Annotated in this window: 23 protein-coding genes; 10 read left to right on the top strand and 13 right to left on the bottom strand. The window is 46.7% G+C overall.

Features of this window, described 5'->3' with window-relative positions; all coding sequences use genetic code 11:
• Positions 1–64: 64 nt before the first annotated feature.
• Both FE296_RS12900 and FE296_RS33330 read right to left on the bottom strand, forming a co-directional pair.
• Positions 65–265, bottom strand: coding sequence for a hypothetical protein (locus FE296_RS12900; protein WP_150365148.1), 201 nt, complete (start codon positions 263–265; stop codon positions 65–67).
• A gap of 9 nt (positions 266–274) precedes the next feature.
• A complete protein-coding gene (locus FE296_RS33330) occupies positions 275–991 on the bottom strand; it encodes a hypothetical protein (RefSeq protein WP_223868862.1) in 717 nt (238 codons plus the stop codon).
• A gap of 321 nt (positions 992–1312) precedes the next feature.
• On the opposite strand from FE296_RS33330, the gene FE296_RS12890 reads away from it, so the two are divergent.
• Positions 1313–2101, top strand: coding sequence for a DNA-binding protein (locus FE296_RS12890; protein ID WP_150365147.1), 789 nt, complete (start codon positions 1313–1315; stop codon positions 2099–2101).
• Positions 2102–2438: 337 nt separating this feature from the next.
• Here FE296_RS12890 and FE296_RS32730 read toward each other — a convergent pair whose 3' ends face one another.
• Positions 2439–2594, bottom strand: coding sequence for a hypothetical protein (locus FE296_RS32730; RefSeq protein WP_190945196.1), 156 nt, complete (start codon positions 2592–2594; stop codon positions 2439–2441).
• A gap of 225 nt (positions 2595–2819) precedes the next feature.
• On the opposite strand from FE296_RS32730, the gene FE296_RS12885 reads away from it, so the two are divergent.
• Both FE296_RS12885 and FE296_RS12880 read left to right on the top strand, forming a co-directional pair.
• The gene (locus tag FE296_RS12885; protein ID WP_150365146.1) at positions 2820–3491 is read left to right on the top strand and encodes an FHA domain-containing protein; all 672 of its coding nucleotides are present in this window, start codon (positions 2820–2822) and stop codon (positions 3489–3491) included.
• Positions 3492–3517: 26 nt separating this feature from the next.
• On the top strand, positions 3518–4096 hold the full coding sequence (locus tag FE296_RS12880; protein WP_150365145.1) for a class I SAM-dependent methyltransferase: 579 nt from the start codon (positions 3518–3520) through the stop codon (positions 4094–4096).
• A gap of 174 nt (positions 4097–4270) precedes the next feature.
• Here FE296_RS12880 and FE296_RS12875 read toward each other — a convergent pair whose 3' ends face one another.
• The 3 genes from FE296_RS12875 to FE296_RS12865 are packed head-to-tail and all read right to left on the bottom strand — an operon-like array spanning position 4271 to position 8089.
• Entirely contained in the window at positions 4271–6553 is a 2283-nt protein-coding gene (locus FE296_RS12875) for a carbohydrate-binding domain-containing protein (RefSeq protein WP_150365223.1), read from the bottom strand.
• A gap of 38 nt (positions 6554–6591) precedes the next feature.
• Positions 6592–7272, bottom strand: a complete 681-nt coding sequence (locus FE296_RS12870) for a DUF4956 domain-containing protein (RefSeq protein WP_100528189.1) — start codon at positions 7270–7272, stop codon at positions 6592–6594.
• Entirely contained in the window at positions 7265–8089 is an 825-nt protein-coding gene (locus FE296_RS12865) for a polyphosphate polymerase domain-containing protein (RefSeq protein ID WP_150365222.1), read from the bottom strand. Before FE296_RS12865 ends, FE296_RS12870 begins: the two co-directional genes overlap by 8 nt.
• 483 nt (positions 8090–8572) lie before the next feature.
• On the opposite strand from FE296_RS12865, the gene FE296_RS12860 reads away from it, so the two are divergent.
• The 3 genes from FE296_RS12860 (at position 8573) to FE296_RS12850 (ending at position 11015) form a co-directional block, all read left to right on the top strand.
• Positions 8573–9250 (top strand): response regulator transcription factor, encoded by a 678-nt coding sequence (locus FE296_RS12860; RefSeq protein ID WP_150365220.1) that lies wholly within the window; start codon positions 8573–8575, stop codon positions 9248–9250.
• Positions 9250–10602, top strand: a complete 1353-nt coding sequence (locus FE296_RS12855; protein ID WP_150365144.1) for a sensor histidine kinase — start codon at positions 9250–9252, stop codon at positions 10600–10602. Before FE296_RS12860 ends, FE296_RS12855 begins: the two co-directional genes overlap by 1 nt.
• A gap of 158 nt (positions 10603–10760) precedes the next feature.
• A complete protein-coding gene (locus tag FE296_RS12850) occupies positions 10761–11015 on the top strand; it encodes a hypothetical protein (RefSeq protein WP_150365218.1) in 255 nt (84 codons plus the stop codon).
• Between the two features lie 434 nt (positions 11016–11449).
• Here FE296_RS12850 and FE296_RS12845 read toward each other — a convergent pair whose 3' ends face one another.
• On the bottom strand, positions 11450–12217 hold the full coding sequence (locus tag FE296_RS12845) for an SDR family NAD(P)-dependent oxidoreductase (protein WP_150365143.1): 768 nt from the start codon (positions 12215–12217) through the stop codon (positions 11450–11452).
• 195 nt (positions 12218–12412) lie between these two features.
• On the opposite strand from FE296_RS12845, the gene FE296_RS12840 reads away from it, so the two are divergent.
• Positions 12413–13051 carry a TetR/AcrR family transcriptional regulator gene (locus tag FE296_RS12840; protein ID WP_091012478.1) on the top strand — a complete coding sequence of 213 codons (639 nt, stop codon included), beginning with the start codon at positions 12413–12415 and terminating at the stop codon, positions 13049–13051.
• Between the two features lie 9 nt (positions 13052–13060).
• Here FE296_RS12840 and cobA read toward each other — a convergent pair whose 3' ends face one another.
• Genes cobA through nirB form a run of 4 tightly spaced genes read right to left on the bottom strand, consistent with a single transcriptional unit; the run spans position 13061 to position 17522 of the window.
• The gene (gene cobA, locus FE296_RS12835) at positions 13061–13831 is read right to left on the bottom strand and encodes a uroporphyrinogen-III C-methyltransferase (protein ID WP_150365142.1); all 771 of its coding nucleotides are present in this window, start codon (positions 13829–13831) and stop codon (positions 13061–13063) included.
• The gene (locus tag FE296_RS12830) at positions 13828–14709 is read right to left on the bottom strand and encodes a formate/nitrite transporter family protein (RefSeq protein WP_150365141.1); all 882 of its coding nucleotides are present in this window, start codon (positions 14707–14709) and stop codon (positions 13828–13830) included. Before FE296_RS12830 ends, cobA begins: the two co-directional genes overlap by 4 nt.
• A gap of 37 nt (positions 14710–14746) precedes the next feature.
• Positions 14747–15064, bottom strand: coding sequence for a nitrite reductase small subunit NirD (nirD, locus tag FE296_RS12825; RefSeq protein WP_036612155.1), 318 nt, complete (start codon positions 15062–15064; stop codon positions 14747–14749).
• Between the two features lie 16 nt (positions 15065–15080).
• On the bottom strand, positions 15081–17522 hold the full coding sequence (nirB, locus tag FE296_RS12820; RefSeq protein WP_150365140.1) for a nitrite reductase large subunit NirB: 2442 nt from the start codon (positions 17520–17522) through the stop codon (positions 15081–15083).
• A 589-nt stretch (positions 17523–18111) separates the two neighbouring features.
• Between nirB and FE296_RS12815 the strand changes: the two genes are divergently transcribed.
• Together FE296_RS12815 and FE296_RS12810 are read left to right on the top strand one after the other, a co-directional pair.
• On the top strand, positions 18112–18705 hold the full coding sequence (locus tag FE296_RS12815; RefSeq protein WP_150365139.1) for an ANTAR domain-containing response regulator: 594 nt from the start codon (positions 18112–18114) through the stop codon (positions 18703–18705).
• A gap of 18 nt (positions 18706–18723) precedes the next feature.
• A complete protein-coding gene (locus FE296_RS12810) occupies positions 18724–19800 on the top strand; it encodes an anthranilate phosphoribosyltransferase (protein WP_150365138.1) in 1077 nt (358 codons plus the stop codon).
• Positions 19801–19841: 41 nt separating this feature from the next.
• Here the strand turns inward: FE296_RS12810 and FE296_RS12805 are convergent, their stop codons facing one another.
• Both FE296_RS12805 and FE296_RS12800 read right to left on the bottom strand, forming a co-directional pair.
• Positions 19842–20354 (bottom strand): acyl-CoA thioesterase, encoded by a 513-nt coding sequence (locus FE296_RS12805; protein WP_124116913.1) that lies wholly within the window; start codon positions 20352–20354, stop codon positions 19842–19844.
• 211 nt (positions 20355–20565) lie between these two features.
• Positions 20566–21189, bottom strand: coding sequence for an acetate uptake transporter (locus tag FE296_RS12800; protein ID WP_150365137.1), 624 nt, complete (start codon positions 21187–21189; stop codon positions 20566–20568).
• Between the two features lie 435 nt (positions 21190–21624).
• Between FE296_RS12800 and FE296_RS12795 the strand changes: the two genes are divergently transcribed.
• Positions 21625–21801, top strand: a complete 177-nt coding sequence (locus tag FE296_RS12795; RefSeq protein WP_124116757.1) for an aspartyl-phosphate phosphatase Spo0E family protein — start codon at positions 21625–21627, stop codon at positions 21799–21801.
• Positions 21802–21865 lie beyond the last annotated feature (64 nt).

Genomic DNA, 21865 nt, shown 5'->3' with positions numbered 1-21865 from the left:
AAAACCGCCAACGATTGTCGGCGGTTCATTAGACAAACAATTTACGGTAAATAATAACCCTATATTACTCTCTTTTTTCATCATCTAATCTCCGACGAAATACCAAAGCCGAGACAGCAAATACAATAAACGATGCTGCTGAAGCAGCGGTAACCATCTTCAACACATTGCCTATTGGAGAGTTAAACAACAGAGCAACTGAGATGATTAAAACGGCACCAGTTAAACCCATCCCCAAAACCGAGATCGCTAAAATCTTGTTCATCAAATCACCTCACAGGTAATTGAAACAAGCTACTGCCCCAGCGATAGCACCACCACCAAGAACTGCATATGCACCAATACATGCAGCACATATCGGAGCAGTCACTGGTGTCGGTACTGCACAAGAACCCCCACATGCGACCGCAATAATATAAGCCGCCGTACCACCAATTCCAAGTACTGCTCCAAGACAACCTGCCACTGCGCCTACACTATTTGGTTGCACTCCAGAGTTAACTGGCTCTTCTGCAAGCATTTCTTCATCTGTGATATAAGGTCTGTCAGTGTCCACGGATTTAACAACTGATCCATTCAAATACGTCTCAACTCGGAAGTTTCCTGCCTCATTCTTGGTCACCAACATTTCATTTGTCTGCAATACGGTATTATCCTCATCGAAGAATACTGTTACGTTACTAGGAAGGCTGTAATCACCATGCAAAGGAACTGTCACAACCGTAACTCCACCGCCAACCGTGTACACACTCGATTTTTCCAAATCAAAAGCAGAGACAGGGGCGATATGCTCAACTTCACCTTCTTCTACTCCATGTAGCGTTGCATTTATTAACTCCTTGGCTTTATTACCTATAACTACAGCAACATTGCTGTTATCCGCTTGTGCTGCAACTCTCAAATTTGGAGATAAACTTAAACAAAAAATAGCCAAAATCATTAATACTGGCAAAAAGATCTTTTTCGCCTTCAACGTAATCGGTTTCTTCATAAATACATCTCCTTATAATAGTATTTTTACCCATAGAACAGTAGATCATAGCAGAATCCATTAATGTACAATTTGCACCTCCTACTTCGATTCATAATATAACTATATTTGGATTAATATTCAAAATCAATACAATATAATCCTTATAAGTAAAAATGATTCTAAGGGTAAATAAATAGACATAAGAAATCAAATTTCGGCATTCTTCTCATAAACTAATTCGTCGAATTGTGACGTTAATGTTATCCTGTGATTTTTTATTGACATTGGAATAATCAGGAATATAATGGGGTTTAAAAATGGAATAAAGAGGAATGGGTAGTGGGTGACTTACAAATTCAAAATATAACAAGCTTAGATTACCTTGTGCAGATGATACAGATGGCATACAAAACTGAACAGTTCGAGCGCGTTTTGCATATTGCCGATCATCTGTATTCATGTGCTCAAGATACATACACACAGGTGCAATTTCTTAAAGCAAAAAGCAAGAAAAAGCGGCTTAGCATCAACAGGCCTCTAGTTTACTACTTTGGCATATCGCACTTACTCAAGGGTCTTGCGCTACAAAAGCTGGAACAGTACTACGAGTCACTGGAATGCATTGATAAGTACCAAGAGCTTGGCTGGTTTATTGGGCTAGATGCAGACGGTTTAATTGTAGTGGAAGATTTCCGGATGTTTGCAAAAGCAAATAGGTACTCTGTCCATATTTTGATGGGCCACAGAGAGGTGCTAGATGAATATATTACTTTCCTGCTAGACCATCCTGAAGAGATTATTCCAGAATGTATTACCATATTGGAAGCAGCTATTGCACATGGCTGGCAAATAGATGAGTATCTCGATAGGATACTTCCCTATAATGAATCATTTGCCATGCTTGAAGAAGCTGAGAATGTAAGTCTGTTTGTTCACTATATGTATTGTCTTGCACTATACAAGATGCCTTTGAATAAAAGTGATGCAATAGATGCATTAATTAGAGGAATTTCAGTTTCTTGTAAAATAGATCTTGAAGCGGGTTTTCGTAAGTCTTGTGCTTTATTCGAAACACTCAGAGAATCAGGTAAACCAATTCAAAAATATATTAAAAGGAGCTATTTCTAATGAAAAGAACTATGCTTATATTAGCTGTCATGTGTAGCTTTGCATTCATCTCCTTTGTTGGTACTAACACAACAACAACTTTTACTACGAATAACCACGGCTCTGGCTACTAATTATATTGTTAAAGCAAAAGAACCTGTTCTTAATTTTCGAAGATTTGGTTCTTTTTTTCGATCCAAAATAAGGCTTCTGACTGCTGTAAATCAGCAATCGGGGGCCTTTTTTGATATTACATTGATTAAGTCGGACAACCCTGCATCAAATATCATCTGTGCCATAGCCTAATATGACATTCGTGAAACGTTTTGCGTGGAGATCGCGTTATAATAGAGTAGACTTAGGGCTGGATCTTCATTTGTAACCACGAGGTTTCGGCAGCCGAGGTGCCTTTCAGTGGTTCTCCGCCATCATCATTCATACGGGAGAGCACGGTTAATGTCAAGGACAGAGCGAAGGCGAACAATACGTATATGAAAATGTTTTTTTTGTTCATGGGAAGGTACCTCTCTTGTTGAATGATCTAAAGTAGACATCCGGCCGTCATGAGAAAAAAAGCACAACGTCTGGTATAGTAGAGTTAGTAGAACCGAACATAAATCGTTCCTGTATACCACTATATTGAACTATAGCGGTGCAAACAATGGAACAAATCTGATGAATTTATCATTATTGTTAACGAGATGTATATAGAGACCGAGTTTGAAGGTGGGAGAATAATATGCGGGAGACGGCAAAAATCGTCATTCGTACGCCAGGGCAGGAAAGTGACGGCTCGTTCGCTTACGTAAGCCAGGGTCGCTCCATTACGGTGGGACGTTACACAGGCGGTAGTGAATTGGACTTGTCTGTTTATAATCAGATGATATCGAAGTGGCATTGCCGCATTCATTATGATGTACAGCAACAGCTATGGATCGAAGATCTGGATAGCAAAAATGGAACCGAACTGAACGGGCAGCGCCTCGTTCCCTATGAGAAATATCCGTTTGGTGAAGGAGACAGCCTGACGCTCGTCAACGGCTTGATTCAGCTTCGCGCTGAAGGTGATCTTGGAGAGACGAGGGAATATCGGGTTTCGGATCTGCTGGGTGAGGGTGTACGCTTGCAGGATCACCTGCAAACCGTGCAGATCGGTGAAGTGGAGATTCCGCTGTCCAAGAAGGAGTATCAGCTGTTCAAGCTGCTGTATAGTCAACTGGACCATTTTGTGACCCGAGAGCAGATTGTGGCTCAGGTATGGCCTGAGCGGAGCATGCTGGAGAGTGAAGCGGTAGGGATTGACGAGATTAACTCCTTAATCTATCGGACGAATCGCAAGTTGGGTGTACACTTTACCATTAAGTCCGTTTATAAAAAGGGTGTATATATGAAGTCTCATGTGCCGGAATGAATGAGTGATAACAAAGGGATGAGTTCATGTTCATCATATACCTGATTCCATGGCTGATTGCCGTGGTGACATTAATAGGTGTCATATCCATCGTACTGGTCAGTTGGAAAAACGGGATTTCACCGATGCCCACATCTAGTAGCGTCAGGCAGGTGGTCATTCAAGAGGTGAATCGTATACCCGGGTACGGTGACGTGCTTGAAGCAGGTTCCGGATGGGGCACACTGGGGCTGGATGTTGTAAGGCATTGCCCTGGTAAAAGGCTGACTGGAATTGAGAATTCAGTCATTCCCTTATGGTCGTCTCAAATGATTGCCTATCTCAGTGTTCGCTTACGTCGAGCGAAGGGGAACAAGCACTCTCTCAAGGGCAGGCTGAGCTTCATGCGCGGGGATATCTACACCAGTTCCTATGAACATGCAGATTGTGTAATCTGTTATCTGTTTCCAGGAGCCATGACCCGGCTTCTGGACAAGTTCAGTCGGGAGCTTCCGCCGGGTGCCAAGGTGATTAGCGTCTGTTTTGCCCTCCCGGGTAAGGAACCGCTACGCACCATTACATGTCGGGATGCTCTGCGCACCAAGGTGTATGTGTATAGCTTTTGAGGAAAAGGATTGCTTTGACTCCCCTTGGGCAGAGGACTGTAATTCCCTGTAATCCTAGTGCCAGAAGAATAACGAAAAAGGCTCCGAACTCACTGTGGAAGTGAATTCGGAGCCTTTTTTTGTTTCGCCTGCGCCTGAGAAGCGAGTTATGCGCTATGGCTCAGGACATCATGATTATTTTGCAGAATCCGTAGTGCCTGTGCTCTCGGAGGTTGTACCGGATTGCGTCCGATTTCTACCGCCTCCGAAGCCGCCTTGACCACGACCTCCTCCTGGACCACCCATACCTGAATTGGCTGTAGTTACACCAGATTCATTCACCCAAGTTACATTGCTGGTCGATTGGAATGCAACCACTTGTGTTCCGCCACTGTAAGTACCGTCTGTGTAGAGCCCATCCACCGCTTTACCTGTAGACGTACCACCGGAGTAAATCACGTATGAACCATCTTTTGCAAGATCCGGTGAGCTGACAACCACAGTTTGATAATCTTTTGCCGGAGCGAACGTCAGAATGTTGTTGCCTTCGCTATCTTGTACATGGACAAGTGTTCCAGCTTTTTGCGTTGAAGGGAATGTCATCACAATGGTATTTTGCGTAGACGCATCGGATGTTCCTTGTGCCATGCCAGAGCTTCCGGCAGCCACGAGGTATCCACCACTGATCTCGAATGTACCGTCATAATCCAATGCTCCGTTACCGTTATCCGTTGGGCCGTTTACAATAACCGTACCACCAGTCATGTTAATGGAACCATTGGAATCCAGTCCGTCACCACCAGCGTTCACAGTAAGTGTACCGCCATTAATGTGGAACTCGTTATTGCTCGATGCTGCTCCCATACCGCCCGGTCCACGTCCTTGCTGCGTAGTAGCTGTACCTTGGGATGCCTGATCGGTAGTCGATGTTGTGCCCGTCGTTTCAGTTACAGAGATGTTGGAAGCCGTAGCAGCATCGGTTGCAGTAGTAGCACGATCTGTACTAGCCGCCGTTTCCGTCTCGCCACCTGCAGCATTAACACCATCATCGGATGCTGTTACATCCACATCGCCATCGTTCAGGGTGATGATTGCACCTTCAAGTCCTTCATAGCTCTTCGCAATCGTGATGGTTCCGCCGTTAATCGTCAGCTCCTGATCGGCATGAATGCCGTCATCACCGGATTCAATGTTGAATGTTCCGTCGTTAACTGTCACGTTATTGTTGCTGTGCAGGGAGTCATCCATGGAATCAATGGTATACGTACCGCCATTCACCGTAAGGTCTGTACCTGCCTTGAGTGCTTTGGCACTTGTGGACTCGGTTGCTGTTGTAGCAGTGTCCGCATCGGCATTGGTATCGGTATTCGCAGTTGCTGTTGTATTGGCAGAGCTGGATGTTGCGCCGTTTGTATTAGCACCTGCATTGGTCCCGCTGTTATTAGGCATCTCCGGCATATCTGCAGGAGGTTCGCCATCTGGTGGTGTGCCCATATCGGTTGGAGGTGTTCCGCCACCCCATCCGCCACCGCCGCCGCCAAATGGACCTTCTTCGACTTTGGCTGGTGCATTGGCGCTACCGCCAGCAGTCACAATGTTGTATGTGCCGCCATCCGTAACGAGTGCGGTTTCGGCCTGAATACCGTCGTTACCACTTTGAATATCGAAGGTACCTCCTGCGATGGCAACGAAACCTTTGGTGGTATCCGTGTCATTGGTGGATTTGATGCCGTCACCTTCGGCTTCAATCGTGATCGTACCCGCTTGAATAGCGACCATGTCTTTACCCTTGATGCCGTCATCAGCCGCTTTGACACGGATGTTACCGCTGATGATCTTCAGATCATCCTTACTCGTGATCCCTTCATTATAGTTACCTGTGACGGTCAATTGACCTGCACCGTTGAACGTAAGATCCGCTTTGCTGAAGATCGCAGCATCCGGCTCGTCTGTCGTAGCGTCGGCGTACACATACGTTTTACCATCGGAAACGGTATTCTTGGTTCCTTTTTCGAGTGTAATCACCGCTTTACCGGCCTTCTGAATATAGATCGCTGCACTGTCATTATCATGGATCGTAGCTCCGTTTAATACGAGATGTACGGTGCCCTTATCGGCAACGTTGACCACGATCTGACCGTCGGTTAGCTCACCGCTAAGTACATAAGTACCTGCTTCCGTAATTGTTACTGAGCCATTGGCTGCTTTGGCTCCCGAACCGGTTACCGTTGCCGTTGTGCCGTTCAACTTAATCGCTGTGGAATCTGCCTCGCTCCAGCTAATGTTGGTATCGTCAGCATCCAGAGAGACCAGATCTGCATATTTTACAGAAGTTTGCTCGCTGACCGATACCGTTTTGGTTGTTCCTGTCGTTGACGTTGCGGCATTGGCGGTTGTGCTTGTGGTTGCAGGTGAACTGCATGCGGCGAGTAGGCTGGTAATCATGGCGATGGACCAAAGTTTGCTGCCTGTTATCATGTTTTTCTTCATATAGATCGTTCCCTTCGAATTAAGAATTAATATTCCGTTGTTGGACTCATGGTTAACGAGATATCCAGGTTGCCGTTCCGTGTGCGGATGGCATCAAGGAATTCCTTTTGGCTAACACTTTCGTGAATGGTTACACTGTAGACCAGCTCATACAGACTGCCGAGCTCGGTCGTTCTGATCTTTTTCAGGTCAAAAGGTACATTAAATGTATGGAACACTTCATTAAGCGCTTCTTCATAGCTCAAATTCTCAGGAATGGTGACTTTCAGCGTTTTCAGCTGACTTTTCTTGCCGCCGAAGTTGAAGCGACTCAGGACAAACATCAGTACACACAGGATAATGGTGAACAGAACCGCGTATCCAAAAGCGCCTACACCACAGGCAAGACCGGAAGCCATCGTGAACAATACATAAGCAATATCCTTTGGATCACCAGGGGCACTGCGGAAACGAATAATTGAGAAGGCGCCTGCCAAGCTGAATGCTCTAGCGATATTGCTGCCGATGAGCAGGATGATGATGGCGACAATGACGGGCAGGACGACCATCGTTAGGGTGAAGCTCTGGGAGTATGTGCTCTGGTTAGTCTTCATATAGGTAAGGCTGATGATTAACCCCAGAATGATGGCAAGACCAATGGTGATGACTGCGTTGTTAAACGTCAGGTTGGTATCGGTAAGGGCGGAACTGAATAGTGAATCAAGCATATAGGACACGCTCTCTTTCTATAATCGTTTTATCTTGTTCTTTTTCTATGAATGGGTTGAAATCGGTGCCTGGTACAAGAATGCGCTCCGACTGGTAATTCAGGTTGGTTGTTCTCACCAGATGTCTGAACTCGTTGCCGTATTTCGAAAATCCGGTGCGGTAGAGACCATGCTCACAGAGCAGTTGCGACAGCCACAGCGGAACGGTTTTCTCGGCTTTCACTTCCATCAGCCATCGACCGTCCTTCACGAGCGGTTCACCGTAATCTCCCTGTTCCAGCTTCAGATCGTATCTGCGGCTGCGAATGTTGGTGTCAAAGGTAATGCGGAGATCCCGGCTGTTCTTGTCAAAGAGTGCTTTGCGTTCATACGCCAGATACACTTTCGGTTCAAGATCGTATACGCGAAGGAAGTATTTGATCTCTTCCACAACCTGTTTGTTCATATAATCTGCCAGCTCCGGTGCCTGTCCTGAACGAACGAATTCGTACGCTTCATCCAGCTTCAAGGCGGTTCTGCGCTTGTTCACCAGGCCGAAGACTTTCTTTTTGATCTCCAGATACACTTTGGCATTCTCTTCAGGTATTCCATATGCCCGCAGTCTCAGCTTCTCCTTGTATTTTGGTTTGGAGAGACTGGCGCGAATCAGCGAATCCTGCGGAGTGTCGAAGTACAGGTTGCTGATGGAGTAATACTCGTGTTTCTTGTTGTAGGCATCCAGCTCCATGTATTTCAGCAGGTCATTGTAGAAGTGTGCGTATTGCTCATCCGTCAGAAGATACTTGCTCTCATATCGGTTGAATACTTCAATTGCCATGTGGGATTCAGTCCTTTCGTTGGTGGGTTGTATGTTTTGTTCCATCGTGTATTGCTTCCATGTCTGTATCTTAGAGGGCCAACCTTGAATGAATCTTAAATGGTTTACATTGCTTTAACATTTTTTTACCTTCCTATAATATAAAAATTGAACTAAACATTTACACGAGAACGGAGAGGACAGAAATAACCTGAAAAAGCGGAGCTAAAGGCTTTCTGAAAGAAAGCTGCATCGGAAGCATATGCTTCGCCTTTATCCCTGGATTTTCACCTCTCAAAAGGGAATCAAAAAAAATCTGGGAATAACAGCGATTGGAAGGTTATTCTGTCATCGTAGTGGCAAGTGTAAATATTCTTTTGTTCAGTTTATATAGTTGCTGTCCAAAAAAAATATTAAGATTGATTCAAGGTTTAATTGATAGAATGGGTGATACCATACAGCGTTCATGAAGATGAATAATTCAAGCAGAGGAATGAATAGATGATGAGAATATTAATTGCGGAAGATGAGGTTCATTTGGCAGAGGCTGTATCGCAGATTTTGAAAAAAAACAACTACTCCGTGGATATGGTCCACGACGGCAGATCAGGACTCGATTATGCGCAGAGCGGTATCTACGACCTGTTACTACTCGACATCATGATGCCGGAAATGGACGGGATCACCGTCCTGAAGAAACTTCGCAGTGAAGGCAATCATACGCCTGTCATTCTGCTTACTGCCAAGGGTGAACTATCGGACAAAGTCACAGGACTTGATTATGGTGCCGACGATTATATCGCCAAGCCTTTTGCCACAGAGGAACTGCTGGCCCGTATTCGTGCAGCCTTACGGCGGAAGGGTGAAGTGGTTCCCGAGGATGGGCTGAAGTTTGGCGACATGGAGCTGAATACAACTCAGTTGAAGCTGAGTGTTCAGGGTAAGGAGATTAAGCTGAATCTGAAGGAGAATGAACTACTGGAACTGTTGATTGCTCGCAAACAGGCGATTACCTCCAAAGAGCAGATTATTGAGAAGTTATGGGGATTTGATTCGGAAGTGGAGTATAACAATGTGGAGGTGTACATCTCGTTTTTGCGCAAAAAATTAACCTTCCTGAACTCTGCCGTCCGCATTAACACGATTCGGGGTGTGGGGTATGTGCTTGAGGTGACGTCCTGATGTTCAAGAAACTCCGGAATCGATTCCTGATCGTGAATCTGGTGTCCATATCGATTATGATGCTGGTGGCATTTGCGACGATCTATACGATTACATATCAGAATGTGCAACGTGAGACAAATATGGAGTTGTACAAGGTGTCTGATTTCTATCATGGTCCTTATAATTCATCCAAGATGCCGCGCGGGGAAGGGCAGGGTTCTGGATCAGGTTCAAGTTCTAATACAGGTGCTTCAGGTCCCGGTTCAGATTCGCTACCTTCCAATGCCATGAATGGTGATAATGGAGGCCCGGGAGGTGATCCCAACTCACCTCCGGCCCGTTCCGTGTCGTTCATGATTAAGACGGATGACCAGTGGAAGATTACGGATACGCATTCCCGATTTGATATGGAAGATACGTTCTACACCGAGGCGTTGCAAAAGGTTAACCAGAATAAAGTTGGTGAGACGGAACGGCAGACTGGACAATTTGCGCTGGATGGAACGGACTGGGCCTATGTGGTTGATCCGAGCGGTGACGGGCACATGATCGTATTTATTGATGTGACGGCACAACAGGGTATTCTGACGAATCTGATCTATACATTTGCTGTTGTCGGACTGGTCATGTTGGTTGTGATCTACTTCCTGAGCCGTTATTTTGCCAATCGTTCCATTGCACCAGTCAGAGAAGCATTTGAGAAGCAAAAACAATTCATCGGTGATGCTTCACATGAGCTGAAGACACCTCTGGCGATCATCAATACCAATACCGACGTACTGCTTGCGAATCAGGAGGATACCATAGCAAACCAGGCGAAGTGGCTTCACTATATCAAGTCGGAAACCGAGCGTATGACCGGACTTACGAATGATCTGCTCTATCTGACACAGATGGATGACTCACGCTCCACGATGATTCATGCGAAGTTTAATATGAGCGATGCAGTAGAGAGTATTATTTTGCCGATGGAAGCAGTTATTTTTGAGAAAAACATTTCCCTCGACTACAACATTGAGCCGAATCTTACGGTTCATGGGAACAGTGAGCAGATCAAACAGGTCATTCTGATCCTGCTCGATAATGCTGTGAAGTATTCCGGTCCCAAAGGATCTGTTAACGTTACGCTCCAGAGACAAAATAATGATGTTATGCTGGCCGTGTCCAACACAGGGGAAGGCATTGCACCGGAACATCTGGATCGAATCTTCGATCGATTCTACCGTACCGATTCGTCAAGAGCACGCAAACATGGTGGGCATGGTCTGGGGCTGGCGATTGCTCGTTCTATTGTGGATCAACACAAAGGAGAGCTGTACGCTCGAAGTGTAGTCGGAGAGGGCGCTACATTTTACGTGCGATTATCATAGGATAGAGTGATTACCTCTTGGGATATATGCAAAGTGCCGCGGCGTTCAGGCATAAGTTCTGCCTGTAATGGGTTAACCTATGCTACAATGGCAACAGTATGTATGAATCAAGGAGATGACTGAATGTGGCAGAAACAAACGCAATTAATGAACAAGAAATGATGCAATATATTGCAGATAAAACGAAGGCAAGCCAAGCGAACATCGCTCTTGTGCTGAAGCATGAGCAAGCGTACATCAACAAGGCGCACGAAAATGCCAAAGGTAACGATGTGGATATTGACGGCGATGATCTGGCTGACTACATCCTTGGTCGCAAAGATGTGAAGCTGGATGAGCTGACCGTGGAAAGCATTTTGGATGCTGAGATGGACTACTTGATGGACAAGGGTCACGCGGGATACGTCGATTAAGTTAAGCGTAGGCAAAATCTAACGAACCTGACACGCCTTATACGGGTATTTCTCGCTCGTTTGGGAATGTAACGAATCTGAGACGTGTTATTCTCTGAATTTTAGGACTTTCCCATGCAGTTAAAGCATTTCCGCGGAATAAGCGTGTCTGAGATTCGTTAGTTCGGGGAATAAGCACTTTTAGCCGAAATAAGGTGTTCTGGGTTCGTTAGCGTGAGTGATCACAAGGGCAACGGCGAGGCGTTAAATGGCTGTTCCAAAAGTAACATTTCATATGCGCAGCCTTCAACATGCTAAGTTTAAGTCTAAGTATCGTACTGTAAAAAAGACCTCAACTCCACGTTACTGTGGTGTTGAGGTCTTTTTTTAGATTGTAGCGACCAGGCATCCCTTGGGGGATACTTGTCGGTATAACTCCTACAGTTTACAGTTTCTTATTGACCCATCATGCCGCCATCTACAGTGTAGAGGGAAGCTGTTACATAGGATGCTTCTTCGGACAACAGGAAGTTCATTACCGCAGCAACTTCTTCCGGTTCACCGTAACGGCCCATTGGAATGCTGGACACGGTTGCTGATTGATAATCTTCCACATTACCGGAATTTGCTTCGATCTGGCGCATCATGCGTGTGTTGATTGTGCCTGGCAATACAGCGTTAACCCGAATATTATAAGGTGCCAATTCATTTGCAGCGGTACGCGTGAGACCAACTACGGCATGTTTGGACATAATATATGGAGACACAGCAGGTGCACCCATCAGACCCGCAAGGGAAGAGGTATTGAGAATCGCACCGGATTTTTGTTTTTTCATCACCGGAATGACATTTTGCAGACCCAGGAATACTCCACGAATGTTGACGTTATAGACCGTATCCAGTGCTTCAACACTCAGGTCTTCGATCAGCCCTGTTGGACCTTCAATTCCGGCATTGTTGGCAAAATAATCGATTCGGCCAAAAGCATCCAATGCTTTTTGCACATAGTTTTTCACGTCTGCTTCTTGGGATACGTTCGCTTTTACGGCGATTACGTGCTCTTTGTCGAGGTTCAGATCAGTAATCGTCTGTTGAATGGCTTCTTCATTCAGGTCCACCAGAACCAAGTTGATTTTTCGCTCTGCAAGGCGGCGTGCCAATTCTTTACCAATGCCTCCGGCTGCTCCTGTAATTACGGCTGTATGTGTATACGTTGTACTCATGATATATTCGCTCCTTATTCATTATTGGCAGGTATTTCTCAAAAAAAGTTTCAACCTGTCGTCTATCTTTCCTGTCTCAATGTTAAGATATACATAGCAATGTGACAATAATCATTGACAGCGCATATGTCAGCTATCGGACAGAGGTGTAAGCGGTGTTTATTTATATTACAATAATGAACAAAGGAGGCGAGAATGTTGATCATTGAACATCCTCAGGACCGGAGAGCACGAAGAACACAGGATGCGATCATCGCTGCGGCGGTTTCTTTGATATTGGAGAAGGGAGCAGACGCTTTAACCATTCGGGACATTACGGAGCGGGCGGATTACAACCGTGGAACCTTCTATTTGCATTTTCCCGGCAAACCGGAGTTGTTGCAGTTCATTCTGGATGATTTCATGCAGGGAGTGGGGCGAGCTTATGCAGAACCATACGCACAGCTCAAGGAAGTGGACATGACTGTGTTGCTGCCATCCACGATGCCTGTATTCGAATATATTGAAGCCCATCAGGATATCTTTCGTGCATTAATAACGATGCATTCGGATATGGGTTCCCGGCTGTGCAATATGTTTAGAACGTATCTAACCGAAGATTTTGTATTGGTGACCGAGGATAGTGAGTGGACGATTAATTACGACATCATGTTAAGTTATCTGGTATCTGCAACTGTAGGCGTAATCATGCATTGGGCGGAGATTGGATTCAAATATTCTGCGCATTATATGGGAGAGCAACTTACGGCGCTGATTAACATCAAACCGACCCGTCTGCTGATTGAACCAGGGCAGAAGGGTCGGACTATTCACGAGCGTATGCTGTTGGATTAAAGTCCCGGATTATCCGGTCATGGAGGCGTTCGCGGCCTGTTGCATCTGAAGCAGTTGTTCGCGGATCAGGACGGACTCTCCGACCATAATTAATGCCGGGTTATTCACTTGATGTGACAGGGCGAGGGAATGGAGTTCGGCAAGTGTGCCGGTAATAATACGTTCCTCCGAAGTGGTTCCCCGTTCGATTAGAGCCGCAGGGGTGTGTCCACTTTTGCCATGGTGAAGCAATTCATGTTGAATCTGGGGGAGTTGGCTAATGCCCATGTAGATGACCAGTGTATCCACGCTATGGGCTAGCAGGTCCCAGCGTACCGAAGATACACTTCCGTCACTGCCGGTTCCCGTGACACATGCGAAGGATGAAGCAACCCCGCGATGGGTTAACGGAATAAGGGATGAAGCGGATGTACCTACAGCTGAAGTGATGCCAGGAATAATCTCAAATGCAATCCCTGCTTCCGCCAGCACAAGCGCTTCCTCACCACCACGGCCAAAGATAAACGGATCACCACCCTTGAGTCGTACAACTTGTTTGCCTTCCGCTGCATGTGCAGCCAGCATCCGTCCAATCATCTCCTGACTCATGGAGTGCAGGCCGGGGGCCTTGCCGCAGTAGATGCGGAGTGCTCCTTCGCGAGCCTCAGCGAGCAATTGATCATTCACAAGCCGATCATACATAATGACATCTGCGGACTGAATACGTTTCAGAGCTTTTACCGTTATCAGATCCGGATCTCCAGGACCAGCGCCAACAATACTAACCAGGCCCCGGCTCATGATCGTGTCCCCAATTTCGGTGCCACATCTGAACTTGCCAATGCTGAACGACCACCCTGAATGGTTGCCAGTTTGGTTGATAGCTTCACCGGTTTCCCCCAGTGATGGGCAGCATATAGACCAAGGCCTGTAAATACAGCTCCGCCAATGAGGTTACCCACCAACACCGGGATCTGATTCCACAGCCACCAGTCAGCGACACTCACCTGTGCGCCGAGCATCATGCCTGCCGGAATGACAAACATATTTACCACAGCATGCTCAAATCCCTGAGCGAAAAATATCGTAATGGGCAGCCACATCGCTACGATTTTACCCAGTGTAGAAGTGGACGTCATTGCCATCACTGCCCCGAGTGTGACCATCCAGTTACATAGAATGGCCTTGATGATCACCAGAACAATGCCTGCTCCGCCCAAATGCTGATATCCCAATGTTTTGGTTTCACTGGTCTGGATTAGCGTTTGAATTAGAGGGTTGCTCATATCCGTACCCATCTTGGTAATGGTCAAGCCGTATAACAGAGCATAGAATGCACATCCGAGCAGATGTCCTGTGATCACCCAGAAATAATTTCGGAGCATATCCATCCATGTAATTCTGCGTTTCAACACTGCGAGTGGAAGCATCGCAAAGTTTCCTGTCACCAATTCGAGACCCAGCAGAATAATGATGACAAATCCAGCCGGGAATATCAGTGCACCTGCCAAACCAACGGAAGTTTGAGATACAGCTGTATATGCCAATGTGGTTGCAAAGGCAAGGATAGCCCCTGCCAGAAAACCGCGGATCAGCATCTGTACCCGATTCATTCTGGCTTTGCTCTCACCAGCTTCGACCATCGATTGCAGCACTTCTGCAGGTTTAACAAAATCCATAGCGCACGCCTCCTTGATGTCAGGGTATCTGTAGCCTTTAACCCGCAATTGTGATGAAGATTTCTCCACTGTTGCCGTCCACTTCTGTTTTGTAGGTATTCAAGCAGCCTTCATCCGGCTCGTGTACCTTACCGTTACGCAGATCAATCTTCCAATCATGCAAAGGACAATGAACTGCTGTCCCGCACACCATGCCTTCCGACAACTTGCCGCCCTTGTGAGGGCAGCGATTCTCGACGGCGTGCAGACTTCCGTCGCTCAGTTTGAAGACTGCAATTTCGGTATCTTGTATCAGGAAGGTCCGTGCTCCCTTTTCATCAATATCTGCAAGGTGTCCAATCCGGAATTTGTTCATCGCTGTTCCTCCTCTTCTAGTGGGTTACCGGCTCGGCACCGGACAGTGGGGTGAAGTTTTTACGCAATTTCTCGTCTTGAATGATTTCTTTCCAAGGATCAACCGTGTGACCCAGTGTAACTTCCAGACGTTCAACCAGAGCGAGACGTACATCCCGATCCGCCAATGCTTCTTTCACATGATCCAGACCTACCCGTTCAATCCATGCCGCTGTTCTCTCATTCCATTTTGCATTCTCTCTATAATATTGCAGGTAAGAGTAAGTCCACTCTTCCACTTCCGCATCGGTCTTCACCGTACAGAGCAACTCGGCTGCACGAACCTTGACTCCTGCGTTACCGCCAACATGAATCTCCCAAGCACCATCAATGGCGACAACACCGAGATCCTTGATGGTCGCTTCAGCACAGTTCCGCGGGCATCCGGAGACAGCGAGTTTCACTTTGGCTGGAGCTACCATCTTGTCGAGTTTTTTCTCCAGACGAATACCCATCTCAATGGAATCCTGTGTGCCGAATCGGCAGAATGTATTACCAACACAAGTCTTCACTGTACGAAGCGCCTTGCCATAACCAAAACCCGAAGGCATATCGAGTTCCTCCCAGATCTTCGGCAGGTTCTCCTTCTGTACACCGAGCAGATCCAGTCGTTGTCCACCCGTGAATTTCACCAACGGCACATCATATTTCTCTGCGACAGTTGCAATCTTGATCAATTCCGCCGGGGAAGTGACACCACCATAGATCCGTGGAATAACGGAGTAGGTACCGTCCTTCTGGATATTGGCGTGATAACGTTCATTGGTGAATTTGGATACACGCTCATCCGTGTATTCTGCCGGCCAGATCATACCGAGATAATAGTTGAGGGAAGGGCGACACTTGGAGCAGCCTTCCGGCTCATCCCAACCGAGAACGTTCATAACTTCCTTGACGCTTTTGAGTCCCATTTCCTTGATCTGTGCAACAATCTCATCCCGATCATAGGATGTACAACCACATATGCCTTCTTTGGTCTGTTCACCTACATTATCACCGGCATAATACGTGAGCAGGTTTTCGATAATCGGTTTACATCCACCGCAAGAAGCGGAAGCTTTGGTACAGGATTTGATTGCACCGAGTGTATTACAGCCTTTATTCAGAACAGCGTCCCCGATGGAAGCTTTGGTAACACCGTTACACCCACAGACGATCTCGTCATCTGGCATACTTGCCATGCGTTCTGCGACAGATGGACTCGAGTCTGAACCACCGGAAGGTACACCGAGCAAAATTTCTTTCTCCCGACCACTGATGTTCTCACCACTCTTAATGAGAGAAAACAGCGATGCGCCATCCGTGGTATCCCCGAACAATACAGCTCCAATGAGCTGCCCATCCTTAATCACCATCTTTTTGTACACACCATCAACGTCATCCTGAATGCGAATGCTGCGCGTATCTGCAGCGTCTTTGAATTGTCCGGCAGAGAATACGTCCACACCAGATACTTTGAGCTTCGTGGACGTGACCGAACCTGCGTATCCTTCGGTTGCCGCACCAGCCAGACGTTTTGCGAGCACCATACCTTGTTCATATAATGGAGCAACCAGTCCATAGGCAATACCGCGGTGTTCTGCACATTCGCCGACGGCAGAGATACCAGGAATGCTGGTATGCATATAATCATCTACGATGACACCACGATTGACATCGAGGCCGGCATTCCGAGCCAGTTCAATCTGAGGGCGAATCCCGACAGCCATGACAACCAGGTCAGCTTCAAGTACGGTCTGATCCGTGAAACGAATGGCCTTTACTCGATGTTTGCCTGTGATTTCTTCGGTATGTTTGTTCAAAAGGAACTTCATACCTTGCTCTTCAAGCTCCCGCTGGAGCATCAGTCCTGCCGGGAGATCCAGGTTCCGGTCCATCAGATGACCGTTAATATGGATGACCGTGACATCCATGCCCAGATTGAGCAGCCCCCGTGCTGCTTCCAGTCCTAGCAATCCGCCTCCAATAACGGCAGCTTTGCGATACTTTTGTGATGCTGCCATCATGGTCTCGCAGTCTTTAATATCGCGGAATCCGATAACGCCTTCCTTGTTAGCGCCGGGAAGAGGGAGGATGAACGCTTGTGAACCGGTTGCCATAATCAGCTCATCATAGGTTGCGCGTACACCATTTTGAGATACAACTTCTTTGCGCTTGGGATCGATCTGAACGACCGGGTCACCCGGGTACACCCGAATGCCGTTATCTTCGTACCAGCTCCACTCATTGATTACGATATCTTCGATGGATGTTCCGCCAGCCAGTACAGAAGATAACATGATCCGGTTGTAGTTGGGATGCGGCTCTGCGCCGAAGACTGTAATTTCATAAGCGTGTGGAGCAAGCTTAAGGATATGTTCGATTGTGCGGATTCCCGCCATGCCATTGCCGACCAGCACCAGTTTTTTCGTTGTACTCATTATGATTAGCCCCCTTAGGTCCATTCTGCAAACTGCCTCAAAACCTTGTCTCTAAAATCGAAAAAGCCTGTTATGCCTCGGAGGACTGCGCATATACATACGCATCCCTTGCTCCGAGATTGCAAAACAGGCTTCATTGCCGTTTCAACCAGCTACGCCGTTGTAACTGTGATCGATTCAAATATGGAGTTGTTATGGCTTAACTATAAAAGATCGATCTGACCATGTCAAGATAGTTAACATAAAAAAGTATTTGAAATTTAAAGTTAATTATGTTTACATGAGTTTATTGGAATATCGAATGGACGACGAAGTTTCACGAGTATATCTTCTTAGTTTGAAGGATTTAGATAAACTTAGTGCGCTAGATACAATAAATATTGTAGAAAAGGTGCCACGTATAGTGCTTTACCCTTTTTTATTGCAACATGATGAGGCATGAAAAGATCATTCTAATGTTAAAAATAAGACGCATAATCATCACTACTTAATTTTTGTTAGGTAATATAACATGTTTATTGCTTTCATGTATTAACGTCTTGAATTTTGTGGACTCTGATTATATGCAATAGGGAGGGATTGATCCATCATGCGATCTTTATTGGTCATCCGTGTTCAACCAACGATAGCCGCCTCATCCGATGCAATCCCTCTGACACCGGAGAGGCTGCTGGGAGCAAACGGGTACCATGTACAGGTGGCGGGCAGTGAAGCGGAAGCGGTGAAGCTAGCTCGTGCGGCCGAAGCGTCCATCTTGCATCTGTCGCTGGATGATGTGGAGTACTGGGTGAACTGCCTGGGAAAGGGGAAGTCGGATTCACCGCTGCTTTGGTGGTGCGCGCCAGATACAGCCTCTTCCTCCGCAGAATCCTGCGAGGTCGAAACTTCATTTGATGGAATAATTACACCATCCATGACTGGGCCCGAGATTCACTGGACTCTTCACTTTGCAGCCCGGCGCTACATGGAACGCAAACAGTGGGAGCAGGAACGGAAGCAGTTGCAATCCAGGCTGGAGGATCGGAAGTGGATTGATATGGCGAAGGCTATTCTTAGTGATCTGAAGCAGATCTCGGAGGCCGAAGCCTATGACCTATTACGCAAGAAAGCGATGGATGAACGCAAACGGATGGTCGATGTAGCCACAGCGATTGTGAAGGCCCATCAACTGCTCCAGTCTTAATTGGAAGGAGGATTCTCCATGGATATGTCTCAGATACTCCGAGAGGTCGGACGTGGGAAACGAGGCTCGCGTGATCTGAATTATACAGAAGCACTGACCGTTGCAGAGAAAATCTTGAAACAGGAGGTTTCCCCTGCCCAGACGGCTGCGTTTCTAATGGCTGAACGAATGAAAATGGAAAACGTTGAGGAACTGGAAGCTTTTGTTCATGCATGTCGTAACAGTGCGGAACGTTTCTCCATATTTCAGGATGGATTGGACTGCGCGGGTCCTTATGATGGACGGACAAAGTCGTTCATGGCCACGTTTCCGGTTGCATTTGCACTCGCGGCGGCCGGGTTGCCGGTGACTTTGCACGGGAGTGATCCTTTACCACCCAAGTGGGGCGTCACGTTGTCGGTACTTTTGAAGGAAGTGGGTATTGAGACACACAAGATGGATCGGGAAGATGCCAGGAGCGCTGCATTGCGTTCGGGTGTCATGTACGTGTCCTCCGAGGATTGGTGCGCACCTCTTCGTAAGCTTCGTCCGTTACGGGAAGAGTTGGGTTTTCGAACGGTGTTTAACACAGCAGAGAAACTGATTGATTATAACCATTCACCGTATTTGGTGTTTGGTGTGTTTCATAATACCTTTCTGGATCGGATTGCGAAGTTGCTCACCCGGTTTAACTATCGTCGTGCTTATGTTGTACAGGGGATGGAAGGTTCTGAGGACCTGTATATTGATCGGCCAACCCGCGTATACGCCGTGGAAGACGGCGATATGAAGCTGGAATTGGTTGATCCGGCAGCCTATGAACTGGATATGCCCGTGCCGCAACTGGTCTGGACGGCTGCGAAGCAGCTTGAAGTGGCGGAAAGTGTGTTAAGCGGTGATGGTCATATTGCTTTTGTGAATCAGGTCTTGTTAAATGGAGGTTTCCGCTTGTATGCGGCGGGGCGTGTCAATTCCATCGAAGAGGGCATATACACGTGTCAGGGCTTGCTGGAGAGTGGTGCAGCGTATCGCATCTATCAGCAGTGGTGTGTCTCCATGGGTGGTGAACTGCCGGATAGCAGAGCAGTGTCCATCTATCCGGCATCGTCCAGATAATGTAATGCTGGTGTTCAATCTTGTAATGGTTAAGCGTGTTTTTATTCCCAAGGATAAGTAACGGTCAGGAAGTCAGCGAATTTCTTGCTCTCTTCCCGCCGTCTTTTCCGCATGGCCGCCCGATCCGGAGCGGTCTCGTATAGTTTCTTCTCTTCTTCCGTCTCCGGGATAATGCGGGGTACGATCAGTTTGCGATTATTTTCGTCCAGGGCCACAAAGGTCAGAAATGCAGTCGCTGCAATTTTCTTCTCTCCGGTCTTCAGATCCTCTCGAATCACTTTCACAAAAATCTCCATGGAACTTCGTCCTGTCCAGGACGCGAACGATTCAAGTGTAACGGAATCTGTTGGGTTAATCGGATACAGGAAATCGACAGAGTCGGTTGAAGCTGTTACAGTATTGACCCGGCATAGCTTGGAAGCGGCGATGGATGCAATATCATCGATGTAGGACATCAGCTTGCCACCGAATAGCGTATTATGATTGTTGACATCGGTTGGGAACACCCTTGCCGTCTTGAAACAACGTGTTTCGCGTACATATTTTTTCTCCACCTGATCCATCTCCGTAGGTTTCGGTATCTCTCTCATGTTTTTTCCTCCTTACAGTATGGCTGCTGTGACATTTCATTTCAGGTGTTGCAGGGTCTATTTCTGATCTATTATCCCTAGTATAGGTGTCGGTCAGATACATATTCAAATGAAGTTTGGACTGCAAAAAAACCGCCAGGCGCGGACCGGCGCGCTGGCGGTTTACTGCTGTATATTAAGCCTTGGGTTTGAAAATGCCGGACGGTTTGCCGATCGGCAAGAACGCATAACCGAAGTGAGCGTTCAGTACCGAAGCACCTGTACCATACAGGGACACAATTCCGATAGCCATTTCAGCGTATGCTGCAATGGTGTGGAAAATGTGAGGAGCTACGCCGAAAGCGTCAAAGGTCAAACCAAGGAACAGGAAGTCAATCAGAATGAAGATGATAAGCAATACTTTATTCGCTTCAATCGCACCGATCGTCATGAACAGGGTGAATACGAGGTATCCGGCAAAAGCAAATCCGAGCTGCTTGCCATCGGCCTGTTCAGCGAGAGTGGAGCCAAATACGCCCATTTTGATCATCCAGTTGGCAGCCATGGCAAACCAGAAGAATGCGTACGCGCCAAAAGCCGTTGTGCCAAAGGTATTGTTGCGTTTGGAATCTTGAATACATGCGAATAGCTGGGCAAAAGCACCCAGGAAGATCGCCCAAGGAATAGCGTAGCTAAGTCCTTCTGTAATGCCAAGCTTTTGGGAAGAAGCGACCAGGGTTACGATAGCCAACCCAAATAATCCCATTGCGCTGGGATCGGCGTTAACAATTTTGACTTTAGTCTGTGAATCGGTCTGCATGGTGATGATAAGCCTCCAATAATATCAAATCAGGATCAATGGCCGTCGTTGGCCGTCCTCTAAATTACATCATTTGTATCCGCCGGGTCCGGACACACACATCGCCCTATTGTACCTGAATGACCCCATTATGGAAAGGGATTTTATTACCTTTTGAACCAATAGACTTTTGGTTTTTTCAATATACACATTTACGACACAATCCGTTCTGGCGGTGAATGATGGGGCCAGACGCTAAAATCCAACCCTCGATAATACCACTAAAATTGCGTCATATCAGCCATTTTCGGATAAGCTCTTGTATGATAGAATAATCTTTATCAAAATTTGGAGAAGAATACAAAACATCCTTGTCTCCCATGCCATATGTTAATCCAACTATAGATTGACAGGAAAAACTAAAATGGTTCACAGAATAAGGAGGTATCAGGGGTCATGGTTATGAGTTTGGATTTGAAAATTAAAATAGAAAAGGCCAGACATAACCTTCATATGCTGGTAGAGCATAACAAAGGTGGTCTTGGGCATCCCGATGTGATTCGGCAGTCTATGGCATTGGACGAATTGATTAATGAGTATAACCGAATTAGCCGAAACCATTCACGGGTCTGAACCCAAAGCGATTTTAATTCTATACATGGAACAAATCACATAGATTGTAACGCTTGATCGTACA

It is taken from the genome of Paenibacillus sp. UASWS1643, assembly GCF_008693195.1.
Classification (GTDB): domain Bacteria; phylum Bacillota; class Bacilli; order Paenibacillales; family Paenibacillaceae; genus Paenibacillus; species Paenibacillus amylolyticus_B.
This window is presented reverse-complemented; position numbering and strand designations above follow the sequence as displayed.